25 protein-coding genes are annotated in these 26,617 nt (G+C 61.6%); 11 read left to right on the forward strand and 14 right to left on the reverse strand.

The window, feature by feature from the left end; all coding sequences use genetic code 11:
• Positions 1-105: 105 nt before the first annotated feature.
• From AC1Q6X_RS24005 to dnaA, 4 genes are all read right to left on the reverse strand, one after another.
• Positions 106-1,038 (reverse strand): bifunctional helix-turn-helix transcriptional regulator/GNAT family N-acetyltransferase, encoded by a 933-nt coding sequence (locus AC1Q6X_RS24005; protein ID WP_492498613.1) that lies wholly within the window; start codon positions 1,036-1,038, stop codon positions 106-108.
• 144 nt (positions 1,039-1,182) lie between these two features.
• On the reverse strand, positions 1,183-3,681 hold the full coding sequence (gene gyrB / locus AC1Q6X_RS24010) for a DNA topoisomerase (ATP-hydrolyzing) subunit B (RefSeq protein WP_070224768.1): 2,499 nt from the start codon (positions 3,679-3,681) through the stop codon (positions 1,183-1,185).
• A gap of 152 nt (positions 3,682-3,833) precedes the next feature.
• A complete protein-coding gene (dnaN, locus tag AC1Q6X_RS24015; RefSeq protein ID WP_034754341.1) occupies positions 3,834-4,940 on the reverse strand; it encodes a DNA polymerase III subunit beta in 1,107 nt (368 codons plus the stop codon).
• A gap of 274 nt (positions 4,941-5,214) precedes the next feature.
• Entirely contained in the window at positions 5,215-6,609 is a 1,395-nt protein-coding gene (dnaA, locus tag AC1Q6X_RS24020; RefSeq protein ID WP_070224767.1) for a chromosomal replication initiator protein DnaA, read from the reverse strand.
• A 624-nt stretch (positions 6,610-7,233) separates the two neighbouring features.
• Here dnaA and rpmH point away from each other — a divergent pair.
• The 6 genes from rpmH (at position 7,234) to AC1Q6X_RS24050 (ending at position 11,700) form a co-directional block, all read left to right on the forward strand.
• On the forward strand, positions 7,234-7,368 hold the full coding sequence (rpmH, locus tag AC1Q6X_RS24025; RefSeq protein WP_010401996.1) for a 50S ribosomal protein L34: 135 nt from the start codon (positions 7,234-7,236) through the stop codon (positions 7,366-7,368).
• Positions 7,369-7,376: 8 nt separating this feature from the next.
• Entirely contained in the window at positions 7,377-7,829 is a 453-nt protein-coding gene (gene rnpA, locus AC1Q6X_RS24030; RefSeq protein WP_076569540.1) for a ribonuclease P protein component, read from the forward strand.
• On the forward strand, positions 7,826-8,086 hold the full coding sequence (gene yidD, locus AC1Q6X_RS24035) for a membrane protein insertion efficiency factor YidD (protein ID WP_034754335.1): 261 nt from the start codon (positions 7,826-7,828) through the stop codon (positions 8,084-8,086). The genes rnpA and yidD overlap by 4 nt, the downstream gene beginning before the upstream one ends.
• A gap of 11 nt (positions 8,087-8,097) precedes the next feature.
• Positions 8,098-9,825 (forward strand): membrane protein insertase YidC, encoded by a 1,728-nt coding sequence (gene yidC, locus AC1Q6X_RS24040; RefSeq protein ID WP_409027610.1) that lies wholly within the window; start codon positions 8,098-8,100, stop codon positions 9,823-9,825.
• Between the two features lie 185 nt (positions 9,826-10,010).
• Positions 10,011-11,390: a tRNA uridine-5-carboxymethylaminomethyl(34) synthesis GTPase MnmE gene (mnmE, locus tag AC1Q6X_RS24045; RefSeq protein WP_070310263.1), complete on the forward strand. Its 1,380-nt coding sequence runs from the start codon at positions 10,011-10,013 to the stop codon at positions 11,388-11,390.
• Between the two features lie 10 nt (positions 11,391-11,400).
• Positions 11,401-11,700 (forward strand): hypothetical protein, encoded by a 300-nt coding sequence (locus AC1Q6X_RS24050; RefSeq protein WP_492498614.1) that lies wholly within the window; start codon positions 11,401-11,403, stop codon positions 11,698-11,700.
• A 92-nt stretch (positions 11,701-11,792) separates the two neighbouring features.
• Here the strand turns inward: AC1Q6X_RS24050 and AC1Q6X_RS24055 are convergent, their stop codons facing one another.
• Positions 11,793-13,490 carry a M1 family metallopeptidase gene (locus AC1Q6X_RS24055; protein ID WP_492498615.1) on the reverse strand — a complete coding sequence of 566 codons (1,698 nt, stop codon included), beginning with the start codon at positions 13,488-13,490 and terminating at the stop codon, positions 11,793-11,795.
• A 179-nt stretch (positions 13,491-13,669) separates the two neighbouring features.
• On the opposite strand from AC1Q6X_RS24055, the gene AC1Q6X_RS24060 reads away from it, so the two are divergent.
• Positions 13,670-13,867: a hypothetical protein gene (locus AC1Q6X_RS24060; protein WP_070224761.1), complete on the forward strand. Its 198-nt coding sequence runs from the start codon at positions 13,670-13,672 to the stop codon at positions 13,865-13,867.
• 18 nt (positions 13,868-13,885) lie between these two features.
• Here the strand turns inward: AC1Q6X_RS24060 and AC1Q6X_RS24065 are convergent, their stop codons facing one another.
• Both AC1Q6X_RS24065 and AC1Q6X_RS24070 read right to left on the reverse strand, forming a co-directional pair.
• Positions 13,886-14,521: an Hpt domain-containing protein gene (locus tag AC1Q6X_RS24065; RefSeq protein ID WP_070224760.1), complete on the reverse strand. Its 636-nt coding sequence runs from the start codon at positions 14,519-14,521 to the stop codon at positions 13,886-13,888.
• A gap of 104 nt (positions 14,522-14,625) precedes the next feature.
• On the reverse strand, positions 14,626-15,576 hold the full coding sequence (locus tag AC1Q6X_RS24070) for a CAP domain-containing protein (RefSeq protein ID WP_306532786.1): 951 nt from the start codon (positions 15,574-15,576) through the stop codon (positions 14,626-14,628).
• A 267-nt stretch (positions 15,577-15,843) separates the two neighbouring features.
• Between AC1Q6X_RS24070 and pssA the strand changes: the two genes are divergently transcribed.
• The gene (gene pssA / locus AC1Q6X_RS24075; protein WP_492498625.1) at positions 15,844-16,584 is read left to right on the forward strand and encodes a CDP-diacylglycerol--serine O-phosphatidyltransferase; all 741 of its coding nucleotides are present in this window, start codon (positions 15,844-15,846) and stop codon (positions 16,582-16,584) included.
• 3 nt (positions 16,585-16,587) lie between these two features.
• Here the strand turns inward: pssA and AC1Q6X_RS24080 are convergent, their stop codons facing one another.
• Positions 16,588-17,514: an aldo/keto reductase gene (locus tag AC1Q6X_RS24080; RefSeq protein ID WP_070224759.1), complete on the reverse strand. Its 927-nt coding sequence runs from the start codon at positions 17,512-17,514 to the stop codon at positions 16,588-16,590.
• A 56-nt stretch (positions 17,515-17,570) separates the two neighbouring features.
• Positions 17,571-18,134 carry a TetR/AcrR family transcriptional regulator gene (locus tag AC1Q6X_RS24085; RefSeq protein ID WP_070224758.1) on the reverse strand — a complete coding sequence of 188 codons (564 nt, stop codon included), beginning with the start codon at positions 18,132-18,134 and terminating at the stop codon, positions 17,571-17,573.
• Positions 18,135-18,364: 230 nt separating this feature from the next.
• On the opposite strand from AC1Q6X_RS24085, the gene AC1Q6X_RS24090 reads away from it, so the two are divergent.
• From AC1Q6X_RS24090 to AC1Q6X_RS24100, 3 genes are read left to right on the forward strand one after another with little or no spacing between them, the layout of a single operon-like run.
• Positions 18,365-19,057 (forward strand): gluconate 2-dehydrogenase subunit 3 family protein, encoded by a 693-nt coding sequence (locus tag AC1Q6X_RS24090; protein ID WP_492498616.1) that lies wholly within the window; start codon positions 18,365-18,367, stop codon positions 19,055-19,057.
• Between the two features lie 38 nt (positions 19,058-19,095).
• Positions 19,096-20,892 carry a GMC family oxidoreductase gene (locus AC1Q6X_RS24095; protein ID WP_070224756.1) on the forward strand — a complete coding sequence of 599 codons (1,797 nt, stop codon included), beginning with the start codon at positions 19,096-19,098 and terminating at the stop codon, positions 20,890-20,892.
• 14 nt (positions 20,893-20,906) lie between these two features.
• A complete protein-coding gene (locus AC1Q6X_RS24100; protein ID WP_492498617.1) occupies positions 20,907-22,301 on the forward strand; it encodes a cytochrome c in 1,395 nt (464 codons plus the stop codon).
• 71 nt (positions 22,302-22,372) lie between these two features.
• Here the strand turns inward: AC1Q6X_RS24100 and AC1Q6X_RS24105 are convergent, their stop codons facing one another.
• The 5 genes from AC1Q6X_RS24105 to AC1Q6X_RS24125 all read right to left on the reverse strand — a co-directional run bounded on the left by AC1Q6X_RS24105 (position 22,373) and on the right by AC1Q6X_RS24125 (position 26,615).
• The gene (locus tag AC1Q6X_RS24105) at positions 22,373-23,518 is read right to left on the reverse strand and encodes a D-alanyl-D-alanine carboxypeptidase family protein (RefSeq protein WP_070224754.1); all 1,146 of its coding nucleotides are present in this window, start codon (positions 23,516-23,518) and stop codon (positions 22,373-22,375) included.
• Between the two features lie 113 nt (positions 23,519-23,631).
• Positions 23,632-24,285, reverse strand: coding sequence for an alpha/beta hydrolase (locus tag AC1Q6X_RS24110; RefSeq protein WP_070224815.1), 654 nt, complete (start codon positions 24,283-24,285; stop codon positions 23,632-23,634).
• Between the two features lie 173 nt (positions 24,286-24,458).
• Positions 24,459-24,776, reverse strand: coding sequence for a (2Fe-2S) ferredoxin domain-containing protein (locus tag AC1Q6X_RS24115; protein WP_034781335.1), 318 nt, complete (start codon positions 24,774-24,776; stop codon positions 24,459-24,461).
• 40 nt (positions 24,777-24,816) lie between these two features.
• Positions 24,817-26,004, reverse strand: coding sequence for a VanZ family protein (locus AC1Q6X_RS24120; RefSeq protein WP_070224753.1), 1,188 nt, complete (start codon positions 26,002-26,004; stop codon positions 24,817-24,819).
• A complete protein-coding gene (locus tag AC1Q6X_RS24125; RefSeq protein ID WP_070224752.1) occupies positions 26,001-26,615 on the reverse strand; it encodes an ABC-type transport auxiliary lipoprotein family protein in 615 nt (204 codons plus the stop codon). The genes AC1Q6X_RS24120 and AC1Q6X_RS24125 overlap by 4 nt, the downstream gene beginning before the upstream one ends.
• Positions 26,616-26,617 lie beyond the last annotated feature (2 nt).

Genomic DNA, 26,617 nt, shown 5'->3' on the forward strand with positions numbered 1-26,617 from the left:
TGTACTGGTTTCTTGGGGGCAGTGGGGAGATGGGCGAGGAAATTGGCGGCCACTGTCCTGCCGCCGCCACAGTCGCTGCCACGCCAGGCGCCGGCAAGCGCCTGCCTACAGGTCGCGCGCCAGTACCTGGCCGACCAGGTCCTTGCCAAAGCTGTGATGCGCCTCTTCCTCGACCAGCTGGAAACCGGCCTTGTCGTAGATGCGCCGGGCATCGGTGAGGATGCTGTTGGTCCACAACACCATTTTCGTATAGCCGACCTGGCGGCTGAAGCGCAGGCATTCATCGACCAGGCGGCTGCCGATACCCAGGCCACGCGCGCAGGGATCGACGTACAGCAGGCGCAGCTTGGCCGTCGTGTCGTCCTGGCGCACGATGAAGACGGAGCCGATCACCTTGCCGTCCTTCTCGGCGATCCAGCAGCGCTCACGGGCAGGATTGAATTCCCGCACGAATTTGGCGAGGATCTCGGCAACGAGTGCCTCGTACTCGTTGTTCCAGCCATATTCCTGCGCATACAGCACGGCTTGCCGGTGGATGATCCAGCCCATGTCGCCCGGCTGCGGATTGCGCAGGATATAGCTGGGCGATGAGCTGGGCGATGGCTCTCCCAGCAAGCCCTGGATCTGCTCCATGGCAGCGACCAGCTCCTGCTGCTCCGTCGGCGGCAAGCGCTCCAGCATGGCCGCCACTTCGCGCCGCGATGCCTCGACCAGTGGCGCGAGGGTGCTTTGGCCCTGTTCGGTCAGCTGCAATTGCGTGGCGCGCGCATCCGTCGGCGAGCGCGTCTTGGCGATCAGCCCCTGCTTTTCGAACCCGGCAATCACCCGGCTCAGATAGCCCGCATTCAAGCCCAGCTCGCGGCACAGGTCCGCACTGGTCAATTGCTCCCGGTGCGCCAGTTCGTAGAGGATGCGCACTTCCGTCAGAGAGAATGCGCTGTCCAGCAGGTGTTCATGCAGCACTCCAATCTGGCGCGTATAGAAACGATTAAAACGACGCACGATCTCCGTGCGTTCACCGAGTTGATCCGTATGCATCTAATGCCTCCCATATGCTTGCTTATGGCAGATTATTGCTTGCTTTTGGCAAGTATGTCAATGGAAGGGCAGGATTTTGGCGCGCATAAAAAAAAGCGGCCCCGAGAGGGCCGCCTTGGCTGCAACGCAAACCAGCAAGCTGGCTTACACGTCGATATTGCCCGCGCGCAGCGCGTTGTTTTCGATGAAGGCGCGGCGTGGTTCCACGTCGTCGCCCATCAGCGTCGTGAAGATCTGGTCCGCCGCAATCGCGTCTTCGATCTGCACTTTCAACAAGCGGCGTACGGTCGGGTCCATCGTCGTTTCCCACAGCTGGTCCGGGTTCATTTCGCCCAGACCTTTGTAGCGCTGTTTCGAGACGGTGCGTTCGGCTTCGTCGCGCAGCCATTGCATGGCTTGGTGGAAGTCGACCACGGCGATTTCCTTCATGCGCTCGCCTTCGCCGCGGCGGACAAACGCGCCTTCGCCGATCAGGCCTTCGAAGGTGGCGGCGCCGCTGCTCAGCACGGCGTAGTCCGGGCCTTGCACGAAGTCGGCGTCGATGGCGCTGACTTTGATGTTGCCGTGGTGCATGCGCTCGATGCGCAGCATGTGTTTTTCCGACAAGTCGTCGGAACGCACATGCACTTTCACGGCGCTGTCGTTGATGGCCGTCTGCAGGGCCAGGGCGGAAGCTTCGGCCAGGTCCAAGGTCGACAGGTCCAGCTGCACGCCCGTCATGATGGCCGTCAGGGCAGCGCGGTCGATGACGCGCGTCAGACGCGTCATGATGGTGTTCGACAGGTTGAACTTGCGCACCAGTTCCGTCAGGGTGTCGCCGGAAATGCCTTCCGCGCCTGTGCGCGGCACCAGCACGGCCGTGTTCAGCGCCACCGTCATCATGTAGCTCGCTTCCTCGGCGTCATCTTTCAGATAGCGCTCGTCGCGGCCTGCTTTCACCTTGTACAGCGGCGGTTGCGCGATGTAGATGTGGCCGCGCTCGACCAGTTGCGGCATCTGGCGGTAGAACAGGGTCAGCAGCAGGGTACGGATGTGGGCGCCGTCGACGTCCGCATCGGTCATGATGATGATGCGGTGGTAGCGCAGCTTCTCGACGTTGAATTCGTCCGGTCCGATCGAGGTGCCGAGGGTGGCGATCAGGGTGGTGATCTGCTCCGAGGACAGCATTTTTTCGAAACGGGCTTTTTCCACGTTCAAGACTTTACCGCGCAGCGGCAGGATCGCCTGGAACTTGCGGTCGCGTCCCTGTTTTGCCGAGCCGCCTGCCGAGTCACCCTCGACGATGTACAGTTCGCACAGGGCGGGGTCTTTTTCCTGGCAGTCGGCCAGCTTGGCCGACAGGCCCAGGCCATCCATGATGCCTTTGCGGCGCGTCAGGTCGCGCGCCTTGCGGGCCGCTTCACGGGCACGTGCCGCTTCGACGATCTTGCCGCAAATGATCTTGGCGTCGTTCGGTTTTTCTTGCAGGTAATCGGCCAGGGTCTTGGCGACGATCTCTTCGACAGGACCGCGCACTTCGCTCGATACCAGCTTGTCTTTCGTCTGCGACGAGAATTTCGGTTCCGGCACTTTCACCGACAGGACGCAGGTCAGGCCTTCGCGCATGTCGTCGCCGCTGATTTCCACTTTCGCCTTCTTGGCGAACTCGTGTTCATCGATGTATTTGTTGATCACGCGCGTCATGGCCGCGCGCAAGCCCGTCAGGTGGGTGCCGCCGTCGCGTTGCGGGATGTTATTCGTGAAGCACAACACCTGTTCATTGTAGGCATCGTTCCACTGCATCGACACGTCGACCGAGATGTTCGTATTCTGGTCCGACAGGCGCTCGCCCGTAGCCTGGAAAATGGTCGGGTGCAAGACCGATTTGGCCTTGTTGATGTATTCGACGAAGCCGCGCGTGCCGCCTTCGAAAGCGAAGATTTCTTCCTTGCCCGTGCGCTGGTCGGACAACTTGATGTTGACGCCATTGTTCAGGAAGGACAGTTCGCGGATGCGCTTGGCCAGGATTTCGTAGTGGAATTCCACGTGCGTGAAAATCTCTTCATCGGCCCAGAAATGCACGTCGGTGCCGCGCTTGTCGGTGTCGCCGATGACCTTGATCGGGGAGGTGGCGACGTCGCCGACCATGACGATCTGGCGGTCTTGCGGCACGCCGCGCACGAATTCCATGTAATGGACCTTGCCGTCGCGGCGGATGGTCAGTTTCAGCAATTTCGACAGGCCATTCACGCAGGACACGCCCACGCCGTGCAAACCGCCCGAGACTTTATAGGAGTTCTGGTCGAACTTGCCGCCCGCGTGCAGTTCCGTCATGACGATTTCCGCCGCCGAACGCTTCGGATCGTGCTTGTCGTCCATTTTCAGGCCGGTCGGCACGCCGCGGCCATTGTCGGTGATCGAGATCGAATTGTCGCTGTGGATGGTGACGTGGATTTCCGTGCAGTGGCCGGCCAGCGATTCATCGATGGAGTTGTCCAGCACTTCGAATACCAGATGGTGCAAGCCGGTGCCGTCCGAGGTGTCGCCAATGTACATGCCCGGGCGTTTGCGTACGGCTTCCAGGCCTTCCAGGATCTGGATGGAGGAGGCGCCGTATTCTTCCGTTTTGGCCTGGATCGGGGTGTCTTGTGGATTCTCGGACATGGACTGCTTTCTCAAATAACGATTGCTGATTGATTCGGGGCTGCTGGCTGATGACCGCAGGTCGGATTAGCCGGAACGGCGTAACCCGACAGACGGCGCTCAGCATGTCGGATGACGCTGCGCTCATCCGACCTACGTCACTGCTGTGGTCTTTAGATCCGCATCGGCATGACGACATACTTGAAGTCGGCATTGTCCGGGATGGAGATCAGGGCGGACGAGTTCGAGTCGCCCAGCGCGATGTTGACGTATTCGCATTTCAGGTTGTTCAGCACGTCCAGCAGATACGTCACGTTGAAGCCGATATCGACGGAGTCGCCGCCGTAGTCGATTTCCAGCTCTTCGACGGCTTCTTCCTGGTCCGCATTGGTGGAGCTGATCTTCATGCTGCCTGGGGTGATAATGCAGCGCACGCCCTTGAACTTGTCGCTGGTCATGATGGCGGCACGTTGCAGCGAGCGCAGCAGTTCATCGCGGCCGATGGTGAAGTCGTTCTTGTAGCCTTTAGGAATCACGCGCGTGTAGTCGGGGAACTTGCCTTCCACCAGCTTCGAGATCAGCTCGATGTCGGCAAAGGTCAGTTTCACCTGGTTGGCGGCGATGTCCAGCTGCACCGGCTCATCGTTCTCTTCCAGCAGGCGCTGCAGTTCGATGATGGTCTTGCGCGGAATAATGACTTCCTGGCGCGCGAACGTCTGCTCGGTGGCGACCTGGCAAAACGCCAGGCGGTGGCCGTCGGTGGCCACGGCGATGACATTATTGCCATCCAGAACCAGCAGCAAGCCGTTCAGGTAATACCGGATGTCTTGCTGCGCCATCGAGAAATGCACCATGTTGAACAGGTGCTTCAGCGTTTTTTGGGGCAGGGTGACGGACGCGTTGTAGCTCTCCGCCTGTTGCACGGTTGGAAACTCTTCCGCCGCCAGGGTTTGCAGCGCGAAGCGCGACTTGCCCGTTTGCACGGTCAGGCGCTTGTTGAGCAGGGTCATCGTGACGTCGCCCGATTCGGGCAGCGCGCGCAAAATGTCGAGCAGCTTGCGCGCGGCCACGGTGGTACCGGTGACGTCCGCGCCGGAACCGATTTCCGCGTGCGTGGTGATCTGCACTTCAGTGTCGGTCGACAGGAAGGAGACATTTTCACCGTCTTTGCGGATGAGGATATTGGCCAGAATCGGCATAGTGTGCCGACGCTCGACAATACCGCTCACGATCTGCAGTGGCCGGAGAAGGGTATCTCGGGTGGTTTTGACCAATTGCATATTTATCCTCAATGTATAGGTTGAACAGTACGACGTTTAACGTATTAATTTAACAATTCTCGCCATGGGGAGCCCCGACAGACCGGCTGCGGCGCCCTCCCAGATAATAAGGGTAAAGCACGTTTTGAGCCAGTCTTGCCCAGTCGTGCTTGCAACGCCTGACAAAACCGTAGCGAGCGGCAGTCAGTCGTGGCCGAGACGCGGAGCTGTGCTTTAGCACAGTGAGCATCGGAGGCCGCGAATCGCGACGCGCAGTAGGTTTGATCAGGCGTTCTTAGCCTTTCAATGTTTGCTCCAGCACATGCAATTCATGGTTGCATTCCGGATTTTTGGTGCGGTCCAGCGCGATCTTGCGCACGGCATGCAGCACCGTGGTGTGGTCGCGGCCGCCGAACAGCTCGCCGATTTCCGGCAGACTCTTCTGTGTCAATTCCTTGGCCAGGTACATGGCGATCTGGCGCGGCCGGGCGATATTCGCGGGGCGGCGCTTCGAATACATGTCGGCCACCTTGATATTGAAGAAGTCGGCCACCGTTTTCTGGATGTTTTCCACGGAAATCTGGCGGTTTTGCACCGACAGCAAGTCCTTCAGGGCTTCCTTGACGATATCGATGGTGATGTCTTTGCCATGGAAACGCGAGTACGCGAGGATCTTGCGCAGCGCGCCTTCCAGTTCGCGCACGTTCGAGCGCAAGTGCTTGGCGACAAAGAAGGCCACGTCGTCCGAGAAGGTCACGCCTTCCTGCTTGGCTTTTTTCAACAGAATCGCCACGCGCATTTCCAGTTCCGGCGGTTCGATGGCCACCGTCAGGCCCGAGTCGAAGCGCGAAATCAGGCGGTCGTCCATGCCCGTGATTTCTTTCGGATACGTATCCGAGGTGATGATGATCTGTTTCTTCGCAGCAATTAATGCCTCGAATGCATAGAAAAACTCTTCCTGCGTGCGGCTCTTGCCGCCAAAGAACTGGATATCATCGATCAGCAGCATGTCGAGCGAGTGATAGTAGTGCTTGAAATCGTCGAAACCCTTGCGCTGGTAAGCGGTCACTACGTCGCGGACGTACTGTTCCGCGTGGATGTAGCGGATCTTCGCGCCCGGATTGTCGGCCATCACCTGGTTGCCGATGGCGTGGATCAAGTGGGTTTTACCCAGGCCGACGCCGCCGTAGAAGAACAGCGGGTTATACGACACGCCCGGATTGTTCGCCACCTGGATGGCGGCGGCGCGCGCCAGCTGGTTGGCCTTGCCGGTCACGAAGCTGTCGAAGGTCAGGTCGGTGTTGATGCGGCTTTGCTCGCGTCGCGGCGCGGCGCCGATGCTCAGTTCCGGCACGCTCGGCTGCGGCTCCGCCGGGCGGGCGCTGGGCGCGCCGCCATTCGGATCGCTGGCCGGGGTGCTGGCGGTGACTGGCTTTTTCGGCAGGGCCAGGCGCGGGTCGAGCACGAACTGCACTTCCGTCGGCGCTTCGAAGTACTGTATGGCCAGCGCCGTGATGCGGCTGGCGAACTGGGTCTTGACCCAATCGAGCTTGAAGCGATTGGGCGCAGCAATGCGCAGCTTGCCCTCTTCGTAATCGAGAGGGATAAGCGGTTTGATCCACGCACTGAATTGTTGCGGTGTCAGCTCCAGTTCCAACTGCGCGGAACAGGCCTGCCAGAAATTATCCATGTATGTCTATGTGAAAAGGTGTGGGAGGGCGTATCGATTCTGCCCTGCGGTCACCGTGTTGCAAGGCCGGCGTCGCGCGAGGGCTCGCCACACGTAACGCGCTATTCTACTCCCGACTGACAAAGTTATCCACAGGCACGACGCTTATTTTTGTGGGGTGGGGTGGGGCGCCATGTGTATAAGAAGCGACTTATCCCCCGGTTATCCCGTCACAGGCAGTGCTGGCGCGGCCTGCGGCGCAGGTGGGGAGCCGCGCGCAAATTTCCAGGCGATCACGGCAATCCTTGACAAGAGGGGGGCATATGCTGAATAATTCAGGGTTCCCCGCCCGTATTCCGTGTTTATTCATTTGGAACGACAATATGGACTAAGCGTGGATTAACGACGCAGTACCAAATCGTAGCGAGCGGTGATGAGTTGTGGCTGAGGCGCGCAGCTGTGCGAAGGCACAGTGAGCACCGGAGGCCGCAAATCGCTCCGCGTAGTCGATTTGGTGCGCGTTCAAGCGGGCGATGAGATTGGCCAGCTTGTGCCTTGGCATAAGTGCGCGATTGTCATTGGCACCAAAAACTGACGGGACGTCAGACCCGATTTTGCATTTTTTTTGTTTTTAGCGAGACCAACATGAAACGTACTTACCAACCTTCCGTCGTTCGCCGCAAGCGTACGCACGGCTTCCGCGCTCGTATGGCTACCCGTGGTGGCCGTGATGTGCTCAACGCACGTCGCGCAAAGGGCCGCAAACGTCTGGCCGTCTAGGCTTGTCGTTGACAGCTGATCGCGTGGCTAGCTGTACTCCAGTCGGCAATCAACGCGAAGGTTCACACGACTTCGCGCGCTTTCGGCGTATCGTTAAAACGGATGAATTTTCATCCGTTTTTCGTTTGCGCCCTTCGCAAAAAACAGCGCATTTTGTGCTGTACACCCGACACAATCAATTGCCGCATGCGCGGCTGGGCGTCGTTGTGGCCAAGCGTTTCGCGCCGCGCGCGGCGACCCGCAACACGATCAAGCGCGTCACGCGCGAGCTGTTTCGCAACAGCGCGATGCCGCCGGTCGACTGCGTGGTGCGTTTGTCGCGCGCCGTCAACAGCAAGGATGGCCCGGCCACCACGAGCAAGCTCAAAGCCGAGCTGCGTGAAGAATTGAGCCGCCTGTTCGCGGCGCAAATCGCCGCCCAGGCCCGTTCTGTTGCTGCGCCACCACCATCCGCGCCATGAAAACCCTGCTGCTGTTCCTGCTGCGTGCTTATCAGTTGCTGATCAGCCCCATGCTGGGACAGAATTGCCGTTTCTATCCGAGCTGTTCGCATTACGCGATGGAAGCGCTGCGCGTGCACGGTACGGCCAAGGGCAGCCTGCTGGCTGCCAAGCGCCTGTGCCGTTGCCACCCCTGGAATGAAGGGGGCGTCGACCCGGTGCCGCCGGCCGATGGCAAACAATCTTCAACGACCGCTTGCGGTTGCAACCACTCCTGACAAATACCCTAATGGATATCAATAAACGTACCATCCTGTGGATCGTGTTTTCCGTCTCGCTGGTAATTCTCTGGAACGAATGGATGATCTCGAACGGCAAGCCGTCGATGTTCTCCGCGAACACGGAACAAACCGCCAAGGCGCCTGTCACCCCGGCCAAGACGGCCGCCCTGGCTGCTGCCGGCGCGACCGCCGTGCCTGGCGAAGCGACCGATCCCGCCGCGTTCAAGCGCGAAGTGATTACCATCACCACCGACGTCATCAAGGTCGATATCGACACGCTGGGCGGCCAGGTCAAGCGTCTGGAATTGCTGAAGTTCAAGGGCGCGGGCAATCCGGGCTGGTTCGGCGGCTGCTTCGGCCTGTTCAAATGGTGCCAGCCTGACGAAGGCAAGCAAAACGAAGTGCTGTTCGACGAAGGCGCGAACCACACCTACCTGGCGCAGTCGGGCCTGGTCGGCGGTCCTTTCCCCACCCATGCGAGCGGTTTCACCGTGCAGCCTGGCGTGCGCACCCTCGGTGACGGCAAGCAAGTGCAACTGGTGATGGAAGCGGTCGAAGGCGGCGTCAAGCTGACCAAGACGTTTACGTTCAAGCGCGGCGACTACGTCATCGACGTGCGCCACGACGTGGCCAACGTGGGCGCGGCCCCTGTCACGCCGCAGCTGTATCTGCAACTGACGCATGACGGCAACAAGCCGGTCGGCGACTCGTTCTTCAACAGCAGCTTCACGGGTCCGACCTTGTACACGCCGCAAGACAAGTACCAGAAGCTGACGTTCGAGAAAATCGAAAAAGCGGCCGTGGAAGACGAGAAGAAGGGCAACGACAACGCCATGAAAGGCCTGCATCCGGCCACGGCGAATGGCGGCTGGTTTGCGATTTCGCAACACTTCTTCGTCTCGGCTTTCGTTCCGCCTGAAAACGCCAAGCGCGATATCTTCACGAAAAAGCTCGGCACCAACCTGTACGCCATCGGCAACGTGCTGCCACTGCCGACCCTGGCGCCAGGCGCCACGGCCAGCATGGACAGCAAGCTGTACTCGGGTCCGCAAATCGCGCACCTGCTGGAAAACGTTTCGCCTGGCCTGGAACTGGTCAAGGATTACGGCTGGCTGACCATCATCGCCAAGCCGATCTTCTGGGTCATGGAACACATCCACAGCGTGCTCGGTAACTGGGGCTGGACCATCATCGCCTTCACGATCCTGATCAAGCTGGCGTTCTTCCCCCTGTCGGCCGCCGGCTACCGCAGCATGGCCAAGATGAAACTGGTCACGCCGAAGATGCAGGCGATCCGCGAGCGCTACAAAGGCGATCCGCAAAAGATGAACCAGGCCACGATGGAGCTGTACAAGACGGAAAAAATCAATCCGCTGGGCGGCTGCCTGCCGATCCTGATCCAGATGCCCGTCTTTATCGCCCTGTACTGGGTGCTGAACGCGTCCGTGGAAATCCGCGGCGCGCCATGGATCGGCTGGATCACCGACCTGGCCCAGCATGACCCATGGTGCATCCTGCCGGTGCTGTACGCGATCTCGATGTACATCACGACCAAGCTGAACCCGGCCCCGGCCGATCCGATGCAAGCGAAGATGATGCTGTTCATGCCACTGGCATTCTCGGTGATGTTCTTCTTCTTCCCATCGGGCCTGGTACTCTACTGGGTCGTCAACAACGTCCTGTCGATCGGCCAGCAATGGGTGATCACCAAGAAATACGCGCCGTCCACTGTGTAAGCAGGGTTAGCGAAGTAAAAGCCCGCCTAGTGCGGGCTTTTTAATTCTTGTAGGTCGGATTAGCGTGGCAAGGCCACGCGTAATCCGACACTATCGCCAGCGTGTGCTGCGTCGGCTTACGCGCTGCGCGCTAAGCCGACCTACGTTGCTGCACCTTCCCTTGCCGTACCTATTACAATATCCCCATGAAACTCGACTCTTCCCCTATCGCCGCCATCGCCACCGCCCCCGGGCGCGGCGGCATCGGCGTGGTACGCGCCTCCGGCAAAAATCTCGCCCCGCTGATGACGGCCCTGTTCGGCGCGCAAACGCTGAAACCGCGCCACGCCACCTATCTGCCGTTCACGGAAGCCGATGGCAGCATCATCGACCAGGGCATCGCCATCCACTTCAAGGGCCCGCATTCCTACACGGGCGAAGACGTGCTGGAATTGCAGGGCCACGGCGGCCCCATCGTGCTGCAGCTGCTGCTGGCGCGCGTGCTCGAAGCGGGCAAGGACAGCGGCTTGCGCCTGGCCGAACCGGGCGAATTCACGCGCCGCGCTTTTCTCAATGACAAGCTGGACCTGGCGCAAGCCGAAGCCGTGGCCGACCTGATCGACGCCTCGACGGAAGCGGCGGCCAAGTCCGCCTCGCAATCGCTGTCGGGCGCGTTCTCGAACACCATCCACGCGCTGGTGGAACAGGTGACGGGTTTAAGGATGCTGGTCGAGGCGACCCTGGACTTCCCGGAAGAGGAAATCGATTTTCTGGAAAAATCGAATGCGCGCGGTCAATTAAAAGCCGTCATCGAAGCGTTGAATAAAGTGTTTGCGCAGGCGGCGCAGGGCGCGCTGCTGCGCGAAGGCCTGAACGTGGTGCTGGCCGGCCAGCCGAACGTGGGCAAGTCGTCGCTGTTGAACGCGCTGGCGGGCGCCGACGTGGCCATCGTCACGCCGATCGCCGGCACCACGCGCGACAAGGTCAGCGAAACCATCCAAATCGAAGGCATTCCGCTCAACATCATCGATACGGCCGGTATCCGCAGCGCGGGCGACACCATCGACGCCGTCGAGCGCATCGGCATCGAGCGCACCTGGGGCGAGATCGGCAAGGCGGACGTGATTTTGCACCTGCTCGACGCCGACCATGGCCCGACACTGGCCGATGAAACCATCGTCGCCGCCTTCCCGGAAGGCGTGCCCGTGGTGCGCGTGTGGAACAAGATCGATCTCTCTGGCCACAAGCCCGGCGTCGACAACATGCCGGACGCCACCCACGTGTATCTTTCCGCGCACGAGCACATCGGTATCGACCTGCTGCGCGCGGAACTGTTGCGCATCGCCGGCTGGCAGCAGACGGGCGAATCGCTGTACCTGGCGCGCGAACGCCATCTGATCGCCTTGAAATCGGCCGGCAAGCATCTCGATATCGCCGCCGCGCACGCGGCGCAGGACGACCAGTCGCTGGACCTGTTCGCCGAAGAGCTGCGCCTGGCGCAGGTGCAGCTGTCGAGCATCACGGGCGAGTTTTCGCCTGACGATTTGCTGGGCGTGATCTTCAGCCGTTTCTGCATCGGCAAGTAAGGAGAATCGGATGAAGCTGCTGTTTGCCGTCATGTTCGCCTGCCTGCCCCTTCTGGCTGGCGCGCAGGAAAAGTTGCCGCCAGACGTGGCGAAATTCGTCGAAAATGCGCAGATGTGCGAGCACTTCGCCGGCGAATGGGATGACAACGACAAGGCGCGCCAGCGCGAGATCACGCAAGCCGTGGCCAGCTCGTGCGGTCAGGCGCAGCGGCAGTGGAAGCGCTTGCGCGTGAAATATGCGAAGCAGCCTAAGCTGCAACAAGTCATTGCCGAGAATGCCAATGACGCGGTCAGGAGCTTTCGGAAATAAGTCCGAACGGCGAAAAGGCCGGGGTCAGACCCTCAACACCGCTAACACAAAGGTCATCGCTCAGGTGCGAGGGGGTCTGACCCCAGGTTTTGTCACCCCTTCCTCCCCTTCGCCTGTTCTTCCTTGAACTTCTGGAACGCCTCGATATGCTCGGCGCGGCGCAGCACGCGCGAGTGCGGGTCGAGCGTGTACGTGGCGTCGGCCGGCAGGGGCAGTTCGCCGAAGCCCAGCGACATGGACACGGTATGGATTTCCTTGCCGATACGCACTTCCACCGGCATCGGGAAGGCGATGTCGGCAGGCGTCTTCCATAGCAGGCGCAAGGTGTCGCCGTCGCGCACGGCGGACAGTTCCGGCAATGCCGCCTGGTACAGATAAACCTGGAAGAACCAGTCGTAATTGCTGCCCGTGACTTTGTTGACGATGGCCATGAATTCCGCCGTGCTGCCGTAACGCGGCTGGAACTGACCCGGCAGCGGCTGTTCCGTGCCGTAGACGAGCAGGCGCACGGCGCGGAAGAAGGCCTCGTCGCCGATCAGGCCGCGCAAGGTATGCAGTACCAGCGCCCCTTTTACATACAGGTCGCCGCCCGGTCCGCCCTTTTTCTGGTCGTAGACTTCTTCCTCGCTTCTCGGCTTGCCCGAAACCATGGGCGCCTTGTTGACGATGCCGGCCCGCATTTGCTGCAACGAAGCAAAATACTCTTGCTCGCCTCGCAGGTATTGCATGTACAGCGGCTGCATATACGTGCCGAAGCCTTCGTGCAGCCACATATCGTCCCAGTTGCTGTTGGTGAGCTGGTTGCCGAACCATTCATGGGCAAACTCATGCTGCAGCAATTCATCGTAGCCATAGCTGGTCTTGGCGAATTTGTTGCCATAGGCATTGATGGTCTGGTGTTCCATGCCCTTGTGCGGGGTTTCGGCGATGCCGACTTTCTCATCGCCAAACGGGTAGGGGCCGATGACGCTTTCAAAAAAGTCCAGCATGGGCGGCAATTCCGCGAACAGGGCGCCTGCCTTGGCCTCGCTTTCCGGCAAGTACCAGAATTGCAGGGGGATGCGGTTGCCGTAGCGGCTCGCATACTCGCCCTGCAGGCTGCGGTAGGGCGCCACGTTCAGGGCGATGCCATAGGTGCTCGGGTGTTTGGCGCGCCAGTGCCAGGTGCGCCACCCGTCGGTCTCATCCATGCCGAGCGCGATGCCGTTGCCGGCCGCCACCAGCGGCGCCGGTACCTGGATGTGCTGGTCGATCAGCCGGGCCTTGCCCATCGGGTGGTCGATGCAGGGCCAGAACAGGTCGCAGCCTTCGCCTTGCACAGCGCTGGCGATCCACGGCGCGCCATCGGCCGTGCTCGACCACACCATGCCGCCATCCCACGGCGCTTTCACGGCGACGTGCGGCACGCCGTGGTAGACGATGCGGATGGTGGTGCGCGCGCCTGCCGCGAGGGTGGCCGGCAAGGTCATGCTCAGGCGGCCGTCCGGGTTGGCATAGTCTTGCGGCTGCAGCGCCTTGCCGTCGATTTCGATGGCATCGACGGGCAGGTTGCGGTCCAGGTCCAGCGCGAACCGCGAGATCGGCTGCGTGGCCAGGAAGGTCAGGCGCGCATCGCCGGCAATGCTGCGGCGGGCCGGATCGATGCGCAGGGTCAGGTCGGCATGTTCGAATACCACCGCCAATTGTTCCGGCGTGCGTTCGGCACCCGAATTGAGGGTGTAGGCGGTGGGCGCGCGCGTGGCGCAGGCGCTGAGCAGCAGGCAGGAGAGCAGCAGAGGGATGTGTTTCATGGCGTGCGCGCAAGTGAACGGAGCACTGATTGTAGTGTGAAGTGACAACGTTGTCGTTTGGGAATTTCAAAGTGCCGATGGTGCAAGCGTGGCCACGGTTGAGAAATGTCATGGGCTTCAAACTGTGCTGACGTAATCTTGCTGAGCGGCCTTGAAGTGCCGCTAGGAAAGGAAGCGCCATGGACAGCGAACAGCCGGAAGTCGTGGAAAGCAGGGGCATGGCGGCGCCGCCATTGCCTTCCCTGCCGCAATTGATCGCAGCGCTGCCGCCGAAAGGTGCATGCTGGTACTGCGACAAGCCGCTCGATGCCGTGCGCCGTTTCTGTTGCAAGAGTTGTTGCGTGGCGTATGCGGAAGAGGCGCAGTTCAACAGCTGAGCGGCAGCTCGCTGTGCGCTAGCGGCGCCGCAGCAGCGCCGCCAGGGCGCCTTCGAAATCGAACTCGTGCGCGGCGGCGGCCACCTCCTGGTACACGTTCACGCCCAGGCTGGCCGCGAGCAGGCTGGCCGAGTTTTCCAGGATGTCGATGGCCGCGCCGTCGCCTTCGCGCAAATGGCTGGCCAGGCGCGCCAGCAGCAGCTGGATGGCGGGCGCGGCCGGGTCGGGCGCCACGTCCTGCGCCGCCGTGTGGTTTGCCTCCGGCGTGCCCAGCATGCTGCTGACCGCGCCGAGCAATTGATCCTGCGCCAGTTCCAGCTGCAGCATCTGCTGGGCCAGGTCGGGCGCCTGCGCACGCAGTGCCGATTCCAGGGTTTCCGACAGGCTGTGCACATGGCGCGCCCCGATCATGCCGGCGGCGCCTTTCAGGGTATGCGCTTTCAGGCGCGCGGAAACGTAGTTGCCCGTGTCGAATTCGGCGCGGATCTGGCACGGCGTGGTGCCGTGGTCGTGCAGGAAGCGGCGCAGGATTTTCAGGTACAGGATGCGGTCGCCCATGATGCGGCCCAGTCCGTTCTCAACGTCGAGAATGCGGACCATGTCGGATGCCGCAACGGCGGCATCATCATCGCAAGTGGCGTGTGGTTTCAGCATGCTGTGCAGAGCGCCCCAAAACTTGTCAATGTCAGTAAAGCAGGAACTGCTATTTTACATCCAGTCGTACTCTGCACTGCGTCCGCTTGGCGCCAGCTTGCCGCCTAGCGCGTCGTGAATGACCAGCTTTGCGTGACGTCCGCGCCATTGACTTTCCCGATGAAACTCACGTCATAGCTGGTGTTCGCGTTCAAGGCCGCCAGCGGGATGATGGATGCGGCCGAGACCGGTGTATGCACGTCATTGCCGCTGGTGAGCAGGCGCACGGCCAGGTCCGCGGCGGCGCCGCGCTGGCGCACGCTGAACGCCGTCACGCTGACGGGCGTGCCGTAATTGGCGTGCACGCTGATCGGGTAGCCGACCACATCCTGGTTCGGCACGGGATCGGGCGATTCGTTATTGCTGGAAAAACTGACGGCCACCTTCTGCTGTCCGCTGTAGGGGTAAGTGACGATCTGTCCCGCCGCCAGCCCCGGGCCATAGCTGCGGTTGCCGGCCAGGTCGGTGGTGAAATACGCATAGCCGGCGCTGCTGACGGCCGCGCCCGCGCCGCCTTCCTTGAACAGCGGCTCGAAAATGACGAAGCGGTGATAGATGGCCGTGACCAGTTCTTCGGCCAGGTAAAAGCCGGACGTGTTGCTCGCGCCGGCGATCACTTCACCCTGCAGCGAGGTGACGACGTAGCCGGCCTTGGCCAGGCGGTCGCCCAGTGTGACGCCTGTAAAGCCGGGCTTGCCCTGCACCTGTTCGTGCGCCACCGTATTGTTGAGATTGAGATAGCTGGAATGGCCGAGGGCCGCGCTGTCGATCAGGCTATTGCGCACCAGCGGCGACAGGCCGATCTGGCTGCGCCGGTAGTTGAACCAGTTGAAGCCATCGGTGGCAATATTGTTGCTGAGAACGGGAGCACCCGGCTCCTGCGTCAATTGCCCGGCCGGGGTCGAGTTGCTCAGCGACGTATTGCCGCTATCGCTGCCGCCGCCGCAGGCGCTCAGCAGGGCTGCGCTCAGCAGGGCAGGTATCCAGTATTTCCAACGCAGTGACGAGGCAATCAAGTCGACTCCTGTAGAGGTAGGCGGGCAGCGGTGGGGGCAGCGTGCTGTCCTGTAAAACGATTCTAAGGTATTTTGATCACGCGTAGAGCATCCGTGAAAAGATATGTCGCGCTCGTGCGGGGACGGTGCCGCCGCTGCGCAGGGTAGAATGGGCGCAGCGCAGCGTTTGCCGCTGCATTGCCTTACTTCCGATTTTTTTGATTGCCCATACATTTGAACACATTGCCCAAGTCGCGCCTGCAGCGCGCCAAATATGCCTTGCCCAGCATGGTGACTTTGCTTTCGATAGCCTGCGGTTTTGCCAGCATCGTCATTTCCGTCGACAACGCCGCCGTGGGCGACGCGGATGCCTACCGGCTGGCGGCGGCGCTGCTGGTGCTCGCCGGCGTGTTTGACGCGCTCGACGGCTACGTGGCCCGGCTGACGGGAACCAGTTCGCAGTTCGGCGTGCAGCTCGATTCGATCGCCGACGTGATGAATTTCGGCTGCGCCCCGGCCGTCCTGTTGTATTGCTACGGCTTCGTGCAGATGGGCGTGCACGATCCGCTGCTGCTGCGCTTTGGCGGCATGGCCAGCTTTTTCTTTGTCGCCTGCGGGGCCATGCGCCTGGCGCGCTTCAATGTGAACGTGGGGCGTACCGATCCCCTGTATTTCGTCGGCATGCCGATCACGGCCGGGGCCGCTTGCGTGGCGGCGGTGGTGGTAGCCTGGCCGGCGCCCATCGATTCCATGCTGCACAGCTATCTGCTGATGCTGCTGCTCGTCGGCGTGGGCAGCCTGATGGTGTCGACCTTGCGTTTCCCCAGCTCCAAGCAAAAGAAAAGCATGGCCGCGCTGCTGGTGCTGATCCTTGCCATCGCCCTGCTGGTGTGGCTGAAGACGAGTTTCTTTGCCCTGTTCTTCGCCGTCTACATCGCCGCCACCCTGCTGCTCAACCTGGCGTGGCATCTGGGCTGGCGCGGTATTGCCTTACCCCAGGTTTTTAATGACCTGGACGAGATTGATTAAACGTTAAGCCACCTCGTGCCCACGCGCGGCGCGCAGGATGGCGAACCAGTCACTGCGGCTGAGCGTGAACTGCGTGCCTTCCACGGCCACGCCCACGGCCTCGATGCGGCCCGTGCCCGTCAGCGGCAGGGGGCGGCAAGGCAATTGCATGATCCAGGCAAACACCACGCTGGCAAACGGACGCTGCAGCTGGTCGGCGATCTGCTTGATGACATTGCGCAAATTCTCCACATTCGCATCGCCACCCTGGAACAGGCGCCCGCCCGCCAGCGGCGACCAGATCATCGGCGCCACCCCCACGTCCTGCAAGCCGTCGAAGGTTTCGTCGAACAGGGGCGCCACGTGCAGCGGCGAGCATTCCACCTGGTTCGTCACCAGCGGGAAGCGCCGGTGCAGGCACTCGAACTGGTGGCGGCTGAAGTTCGACACGCCAAAGTGCAGCACCTTGCCATCTTTCTGCAATTGGGTAAACGCGCCGGCGATCTCGTCGAAATCCATCAGCGGGTCGGGTCGGTGGATCAGCAGCAGGTCCAGGCGGTCCGTCTGCAGCTGGCGCAAGCTGTGTTCCACGGAACCGGTGATGTGCGCCGCGCTCGTGTCGTAATGCTGGATGGCGTGGCCGGGACGGTGCGGCGAGAGCAGCTTGATGCCGCACTTGCTGACCAGCTCCATCTTGTCGCGCAAGCCCGGCTGCAGGGCCAGCGCTTCGCCAAATAGCCCTTCGGCGCTGTAATCGCCATAGATATCGGCATGGTCGAAACTCGATACGCCCAGCGCCAGGCATTGCTCGATGAAAGCCAGGCGCTGCTGCGCCGACATATTCCACTCGCCGATGCGCCACATGCCGGCGACGATGCGCGACAGTTCGGGACCGTTGCTGCTTAAACGGCTGCGCGGCGCTTGCAGGCTGGCGGGAAATACATGGCTCATGGGCTGGCTTTCTGGTGGTGACGTGATGGGACTCGCCACGATTATAGCCAGCTAATCTACAGCATGCTGCGGATAAAGCGGCAGCACCGCTCCTGCAGGGCATCGTCGAGCTGGCCGCCCAGTTGCATCTGGTACACGAGCGCCGATTGCAGCATGAAGGCGAACAGGCGCAGGTCGAGGTCGGCGCGCACGCCGATGTTGACCAGGCGCTGCACCACCAGGGTAATCCATGGCGCGACGATCTGCTCGCGAAAGCGCAGTTGCGCCGCCGCATCATTGTGGATCAGCACCAGCAGGTCGCAGGTGAAGCGGCCGTCGGCGTTCAGGTTGTCGAAGATGCGCGCGCAGATCGCTTCGATTTCCTGGCCGTCCGGCATGTCGAGCGCGCGCTGCAGCTTTTCCGCCGTGCGCTTGACGAGCGCGTCGAGCAGCATGTCTTCGCGCCGCGGCCAGCGCCGGTAGATCGTCTGGCGCCCCACGCCGGCCACGTCGGCCACCATCTGTATCGTTACCGCCTCCAGTCCATGCTGGCGCACCAGCATGACGATCGCTTCCAGTACCGCATCTTCCACGCCCGCCTTGCGCGGGCGGCCACGCACCGGTGCCTCTTTTTTGATCACGTCTAACCTGTCTCTGAATGTTTCTTTTAATTATGGTACGATGCGCACCGTAAATGCAATGCTAGCGCTTGTCAATCACCTTGATCAATTAACCGGCAGGCGGATGCACCGCGCCGCGATACCCGAGCCATCTCTACGTGAAATCTGCCATCTCAGCGGCGCATGTCCGCATTTTCTTTCCGACTCCCACATCCATCACTGTGGCGGCTCGTGCCGCCTGAGGACAACCTATGAAAATCATCGGGATTTCGCCCCACCGGCGTAACTTCTTGCGCAAGGCCGTCGGCGCCGCGCCTGCCGTGGCCTTGCTGGCCGGCGCCGGCGGCGGCCTGGCCATGGCCGTCTCCAAAGACCAGCCTGCCTACAAACCGCGCTTTTTCGACGCCACCGAGTGGGCCACCTTGACGGCGCTGGTCGACCGCCTGATCCCGGCCGACGGCGAAGGGCCGGGCGCGCTGGAAGCGGGCGCGCATGAATTCATCGATGCGCAGATGAACACGCCTTACGCGTATGGCGCGCTGTGGTACATGCAGGGGCCGTTCGTGCCGTCGATCGAACAGTTCGGCTACCAGTTCCACATGGCGCCGCGCGAGCTGTACAAGAGCGCCCTGGCCGGCGTGAATGCGGCCGTGCAGAAACAGTCGGGCAAGCCTTTCGTCCAGCTGAACGCGGCCGAGCGCGACGCCGTCATCACGCAATTGCAAAATGGAACCCTGGACATCGGCGAAGTGCCGTCGAAAATCTTCTTCAACCAGCTGCTGCAAAACACGCGCGAAGGCTATTTTTGCGACCCCGTACACGGCGGCAACAAGGACATGCTGGCCTGGAAGATGGTCGGATTCCCTGGCGCGCGCGCCGACTACATGGACTGGGTGGAGCAGTACGGCAAGAAATACCCGTTGCCTCCCGTGTCCATAGCGTAAAACTTTTAGTACCCGATCAAAGAAAAAGAAAAACCATCATGAGTGATATCAAACCCGATGTAAAAATGAAGCCTGTCGATGCCGTGATTGTGGGCTTCGGCTGGACCGGCGCCATCATGGCCAAGGAATTGACGGAAGCTGGCCTGAACGTGGTCGCGCTGGAACGCGGCGAGTACCGCGACACCTATCCCGACGGCGCCTATCCGAAGACCCTCGACGAGCTGACCTATATCCAGCGCAGCAAGCTGTTCCAGGATATGTCGAAGAGCACGTTCACCTTCCGCCACAGCATCACGGGCGTGGCCGTGCCGTACCGCCAGATCGGCGCCTTCAAGCCCGGCACGGGCGTGGGCGGCGCGGGTTTGCACTGGTCGGGCATGCACTGGCGCGTCCTGCCGGAAGAGCTGCAGATCCGCAGCCACTACGAACGCCGCTACGGCAAGAAATTCATCCCTGAAGGCATGACGATCCAGGATTTTGGCGTGACTTACGCCGAGCTGGAGCCGCACTTCGATTTCGTCGAGAAAGTCTTCGGCACCTCGGGCCAGGCGTATAAGGTCAACGGCATCGTCGTCGGTGACGGCAATGTGTTCGAAGGCGACCGCTCCGACAATTACGCGCTGGCGCCGCAAAAAGTGCCGTACACGGCAGAATTGTTCCGCCGCGCGGCCAAGGCCGTCGGCTACCACCCCTTCGTCAACGCCTCGTCGAACGCATCCGGCCCGTACACGAATCCGTACGGCTGCCAGATGGGCCCGTGCAACTTCTGCGGCTTCTGCTCCGGCTACGCCTGCTATAACTATTCCAAGGCCTCGCCCAACGTCAACATCATGCCGGCTCTGCGTATGGTGGCCAACTTTGAATTGCGCGCCAATTGCAACGTCGTGCGCATCAACCTCGACGGCAGCAAGGGTGGCAAAGCGCGCGCCACGGGCGTGACCTATATCAATGCGGATGGCAAGGCCGTCGAGCAGCCGGCCGACCTGGTCATCGCCAGTGCGTTTGCCTACAACAATGCGCACCTGTTCCTGCTGTCGGGCATCGGAAAGCCGTACGACCCCGTCAGCAATGAAGGCGTGGTGGGGCGCAATATCGCCTACCAGATGATGTCGACCATCCAGACTTTCTTCAAGGAAGACACGAACACGAATCCCTTCATCGGCGCCGGCGGCACCGGTGTCGCGCTCGATGACTGGAATGGCGACAATTTCGACCATGGCCCGCTGGGCTTTGTGGGCGGCTCGCCCGCCTGGTGCAACCCGGCCGGCTCCAAGCCCATTTCCGGCATCGCCACGCCGGACGGCACGCCCGCCTGGGGTTCGGCCTGGAAAAAGGCCGTCAAGAAGAGCTACCTGAACACGGTTTCGTTCGATTGCCACGGCGCCAACATGACTTACCGCGACTGCTATGTCGATCTCGACCCGACCTACACGGACAAGTATGGCCAGCAATTGCTGCGCTTTACCTTCGACTGGAAGGAAAACGACATCAAGATGAGCCGTTTCGTCACCGACAAGATGATGAAGGTGGCCGAGGCCATGAATCCGGAATCGATCAAGGTATCCGTCAAGAGCGTGGGCGACCACCTGGACTTGCGCAATTACCAGACCACGCACTGGGCGGGCGGCACGGCCATGGGCGCGGACCGCAAGACCAGCGTCGTCAACCGCTACCTGCAAAGCTGGGACGTGCACAACGTGTTTGCCGTCGGTTCCAGCGTGTTCCCGGTCGGTATCGGCTATAACCCGACGGGCCTCGCTTGCGCGCTGACCTACTGGTCGGCCAAGGCCATCCGCGAGCAATACCTGCAAGATCCCCGTCCCCTGGTCGCCTGATAAAGAACAAGAAGATGAACAACACATTCACCCATACCGTGGGCGCGCTGCTGCTGGCGCTCGCCTCCGGCACCGCCCTGTCGGCCACCACGGCCGCCACCGTCCCGAACGCCCAGCTGATACGCCAGGGCGAATACCTGGCCCGCGCGGGCGACTGCATCGCCTGCCACACGGCCGGCACGAAAGGCAAACCGTTCGCGGGCGGCCTGGGCATGGAAACGCCGATCGGCAAGGTGTATTCCACCAACATCACGCCCGACAAGAAGGCCGGCATCGGCGACTGGAGCTTTGCCGATTTCGACAAGCTGATGCGCACCGGCGTGACCAAGCACGGCTATACCGTATATCCGGCCATGCCGTATCCGTCGTATTCGCGCCTGAGCGAGGCGGACATGCAGGCGCTGTACGCCTACTTCATGCATGGCGTGAAGGCGGACCCGACGCCGAACAAGGCGGCCGACATTCCGTGGCCATTGTCGATGCGCTTTCCGCTGACCATCTGGCGCTGGGCGTTTGCCCCCACGCCGCAGCCGTATAAAACGCCGGCCACGGGCGACGCGCAATTGCTGCGCGGCGCCTACCTGGTGCAGGGCCTGGGCCACTGCGGCGCCTGCCATACGGCGCGCGGCGTGGGCATGCAGGAAAAATCGCTGACGGACGAGGGCAACACGACCTTCCTGGCCGGTGGCGGCGTGATCGACGGCTGGTCCGTGCCTTCGCTGCGCAATGAACATGGCGGCGGCCTGGCGCGCTGGAGCGCAGCCGAGATCGCCGAATTCCTGAAGACGGGCCGCAACAGCCACACGGCCTCGTTTGGCGCCATGAACGACGTGGTGGCCCATTCCATGCAGCACATGACGGATGGCGACCTGGCGGCGATGGCGAAATACCTGAAGTCTTTGCCGCCATCGAAGCCAAGCACGCCCGCCTTCGTGGCCGACGACAAGCTGGGCAAGCAATTGTTCAGCGGCATCGTCAACTCGAAAGGCGCGCAGCTGTACCTGGACCGCTGCGCCGGTTGCCACCGTTCCGACGGCAAGGGCTACGACAAGGCTTTCCCTGCGCTGGCCGGTAACGCCGTGCTGCAGACGAACGATCCGACCTCGGCCATCAATATCGTGCTGTCGGGCGGTGCCGTGCCGGCCACGCGCACGGCGCCGTCGGCGCTGACGATGGCGCCGTATGCCGACATTTTCAATGATGAGCAAACTGCGCAAGTGGTGACCTTCATCCAGACCAGCTGGGGCAACCGCGGCACGCCCGTGACGGCGGCGCAGGTGGCCAAGGTGCGCAAGCTGTCCGTGCCGGTGCAAGCGTCGCAGACGGAAGCGACGTTTGCGGCAGGCCGTCACGGTACGTTCCCGCCCGTGCCGCGTGCGCCGCACCTGAAGGATGCGCCTGCGAAGTAAGCTGACGTAACGCAAGACGAAAAAAATGCCCGCAGCATCTGCGGGCATTTTTTATGGGGAATGCTGACGGCTTATTTCATCCACAGGCGCATCGAATCCCAGGCGCGGCCGAAGATCGTTGCCTGGTTGATCGGTTCCAGCGCCACGACAGGCAGTTCCAGCAGGACCTTGTCGTCGACCATCATTTTCAGCTTGCCGACAGGGGCGTTTTCAGCCAATGGCGCCACCAGCGGGTCCTTGCGTTCCAGCACAGGTTTCATCTTGGCCGCCGTGCCTTTTGGTACGGTGACGAGCACATCGCGGGCGAAACCGATTTTCACGGTGCCTTTCGAGCCCTTCCACACTTCCGGCGTGGCCACGGCCTGGCCTTTCGAGTACAGCTTGACCGTATCGAAGTTCTGGAAGCCCCAGTTCAGCAGCTTCTGGCTTTCCTGCGTGCGGGCCTGGTCGGACGAGGTGCCCAGCACCACGGAGATCAAACGGCGCTCGCCGGTGCCGCCTGGGCGGCGGGCCGAGGCGATCATGCAATAGCCGGCCGCTTCCGTGTGGCCCGTCTTCATGCCGTCGACGGTCGGGTCCAGCCACAGCAGGCGGTTGCGGTTAGGCTGGGTGATCTTGTTGTAGGTAAAACTTTTGATGGAATCGATTTTGTAGAATTCCGGATAGTCGGCGATCACGCGCTTGGCCAGCACGGACAAGTCTTGCGCCGTGGAATAGTTCTCGGGGCTAGGCAAGCCATGCGGATTGGCAAAACGCGTGTTTTTCAGACCCATGCGCTGGGCTTCGCGGTTCATCAGCACGACGAAGGTGCCTTCATCGCCGGCGACGGCTTCGGCCAGTGCCACGGCAGCGTCGTTACCCGATTGAATCATCAGGCCGTGCAGCAAGTCGTCGATTGACACGGGCGTGGCCGGGTCGATGAACATCTTCGAGCTGCTCGAATCGACTTTCCATGCGCGCACGGAGACGTTCACTTTCTGGTCCAGCGCCAGTTTCTTTTCGCGGATGGCGGCAAACGTCAGGTAGGCCGTCATGATCTTGGTCAACGAGGCCGGCTCGATGCGCGCGTCCGGATCTTGCGAAGCAATGATCTGGCCACTGGTGGCGTCAAGCAGCAGCCAGGACTTGGCGGCGATGGTTGGGGCTGGAACGGTTTGCGCGTAGGCGGCGGATAGGAAAAGTACACTGGAGGCCAGTGCCGCTAAAAGTTTTTTCATGGAGGCTGGTCTGCGAAAAAGATGAAGGCTGAGGGCCACGCAGTTGCTGCGTACGTGGCCGCGTGGAAAAAACGGATCAATTATAGCCGTGGAGGCGCTAGTAAGCCCACACTTCAATGATCATCTGCTGCGATTGCGGGTTTGTCACCATGCCACAGCGCAATCACGAGGTTCTTGATGTGGTTGAGCTTGCGGTGGAAAAAGTGGTCGGCGCCGGGGATCACAATCACGGGGATGTCTTGTGGACGGGCCCAGTCGAAGACGGCGGACAGGGGAATCGTGTCGTCCAGTTCGCCGTGGATCAAAATGGTGTCGGCCGGAATGTCGGCCATCGCCCATTTGCCGGCCGCGCTGCCGATCAGCGCCAGACGCTCGGCGGGCGTGCCGGCGGCGGCCAGGCGTTCCTGCAGTTTCGATTGCACGTAGGTGCCGAACGAGAAGCCGGACAAGGCCACGGGCAAGCCCGGGTACAGGCCGACCATGTGTTCGTATAACAGTTGCATATCGTCCGTCTCGCCCGCGCCATGGTCATGTACGCCTTCGGAGGCGCCCACGCCGCGGAAGTTGATGCGCGCCACCACGTAACCGAGGGCGACAAACGCGCGCGCCAGGGTTTGCGTGACCTTGTTATCCATCGTGCCGCCGTACAACGGGTGCGGATGAGCAACGAGGGCGATGCCGCGCGGAGTGTCTGCCGGGAAATCGAGCAAGCCTTCCATGCTGCCTGCATGGCCGGCGAGGGTAAATTTTTCCGAGTTTCTGTTCATGATGCTCATACTGGTGGCGTAGGCTTAAATTAGGATTAAATATGCGGCATAGAACGCCTAACAAAACCGTAGCGAGCGGCAGTGAGTTGTGGCTGAGAAGCGGAACTGTGCTTGAGCACAGCGAGCATCGGAGGCCGCAAATCGCGACGTGCAGTAGGTTCTGTTAAGCGTTCTTAGATTTTCAGGCGTTCGACGATCTTGCCGCCCACCAGGTGCGTATCGATGATTTCATCGATATCGCTGGTGTCGACATAGGTGTACCAGGTCGCTTCCGGGTAGATCACCAGCAGCGGGCCTTCCTCGCAGCGGTCCATGCAGCCGGCCTGGTTGATGCGGATCTTGCCCGCGCCGTTCATGTCGAGTTCCTTGATGCGGCGCTTGCAATGCTTTTGCGCCGCTTCCGCGCCATGGTCGCCGCAGCTGTTGCGGCCATCTTCACGTTTGTTCATGCAGAAAAAAACGTGGCGTTCAAAATACGGTGCGTCGCTCATACTATGCTCCTGCTGATTCATCAATGCGCCATGATAGCGCTTATGGGTGGTCTTCGCGACGCTGGCGCTGCACATCGTCCTGCCGGTTCAGGCGGTGCGAGGGCAGGCACAGGAACCACAGGGCCACGAAGGGCCACAGCAAGGCGAGAAATTGCGCCGCGCCATTAAAGTTCAGGAACTTCCCTTGTACCCAGCCTTGCAAGGTTGACATGAAATAGGGATTGATCGGCGTCGTATTCACCATCACCAGGCTCAGCAGCAAGGTGGCGGCCGCGATGCGGCGCTGCGCCACATGCGGCGCGAAGGCCAGGCCGCCCAGCATGATCAGGCCGATCAAGAAGCCGCCCTGGGCGCCCGGCGTGATCCAGACGAAGGCATTTTCGGGCGAAAACAGCAGCGCGCTGGCCATCGAACGCACGGTCAGGGCGGCGGCGATCAGGGTCAGCATCAGGATGGCGCGCGGCGCGGCGCGGCGCAGCAGGCACAGCAAGGTGAGCACGGCGCCCGTCATGCCGCAAGCCGTGATGATGGTTTCCGAAAGCCAATATTGCTCAACCGTTAAGACCACGTCGGGACGCAGATACGTGGCCAGGTCGATGTCGACGCCCGCCAGCTGCGACAGCCAGTCCGACAGGATGGGCAGCAGCTGGCCCAGGCCGAACAGATAGCCTTGCGGATAAATCTGCGCCAGCGGCCACAGGGCCACCAGCACCAGGCCCTGGCTGGCGTGCTGGGCAAACCAGCGCTGGCGCAAGCGGTACAAATGGCTGTGGTCGAGCAGCTTGCGCGCCGTCAGGGCGCCGATGATGGAACCGATGCAGCAGCCGGCCGCATTCGTATAGAAATCGAGATTCGACGATACGCGGCTGGGCAGATAGGTTTGCACGGCTTCCATGCTGCCGGAAATCAACATGCCGCACAGGCTGGCGACGATGACGGCAAAGAAACCCGTGATCCTTGGAAACAGCGAATACACGATCAGCGCGCCCAGCGGGATGTAGCCGACGATATTTACGCCGACATCGAAGCCCGTCCAGTAACGGGGCATGCGCGTGTTTTCCAGGAAAGTCAGCGGCGACAGGCCATTGCTGTGCCAGCCCGTGAACGGAAACCAGCTCGCGTAGACGATCAGGAAGACGTAGGCGAGCAGGGTCGCGCGCGACACTGGCGAGGAACGGACGGGCGGCAGCGGCGCCGCCGGGCTGGCGGGGGATGCGGGGTCGGTCATTCTTTCGGAATATTCAGCGTGCCCAGCCAGGTGAGCAGGTCGGCGGCGATGGCATCCGAGGCCGCCGCCAGCGCCTGCGCGCCGCCTTGCGCATCGGCGCTGCCGGCCGGACCGCTGCGGCTGAAGGTTTTCTGGTCGATCAGGCGGTGGCCGCGGAACAGCGAGGCGCGCAGCGACACATGGCCGCTGCTTTGCGTCTGCGTGTCAAACGCTTGCGAAAAATCATCGACGTCGATGCGCAGCAGCGGGATGCCGGCGGCCGCGTCCGTGGTCGACAGCACTTTCACGCCGCTTTGCGCCACGCGCGTTTTCAGGCGCTGGCTCAGCAGTTGCAGCGGCGGCGTGTTCCAGCGGTTGTAGGCGTACGGCCGCGATTGCTGCGCATCGGCGTACAGCAAGCGGTAATACATGCGCTGGCTGTCCAGCCACGAAGGGCCGTTGGCGTCGGCGATCACCAGCACGGGCACGGCTGGCGCGGCAGCCGGTGCCGCTGCCTGCGGCGCGGCCGGGCCGAAATCATAGAACGTGGGCACGGGGCCGCGGCTGGCGCAGCCGCCCAGCAAAAAAGCGCCGGCGACGATGAGTGCGGTGAGATGGCGAGGAATAGGCATGC

Source organism: Janthinobacterium sp. GW823-FHT06H09 (assembly GCF_058794735.1).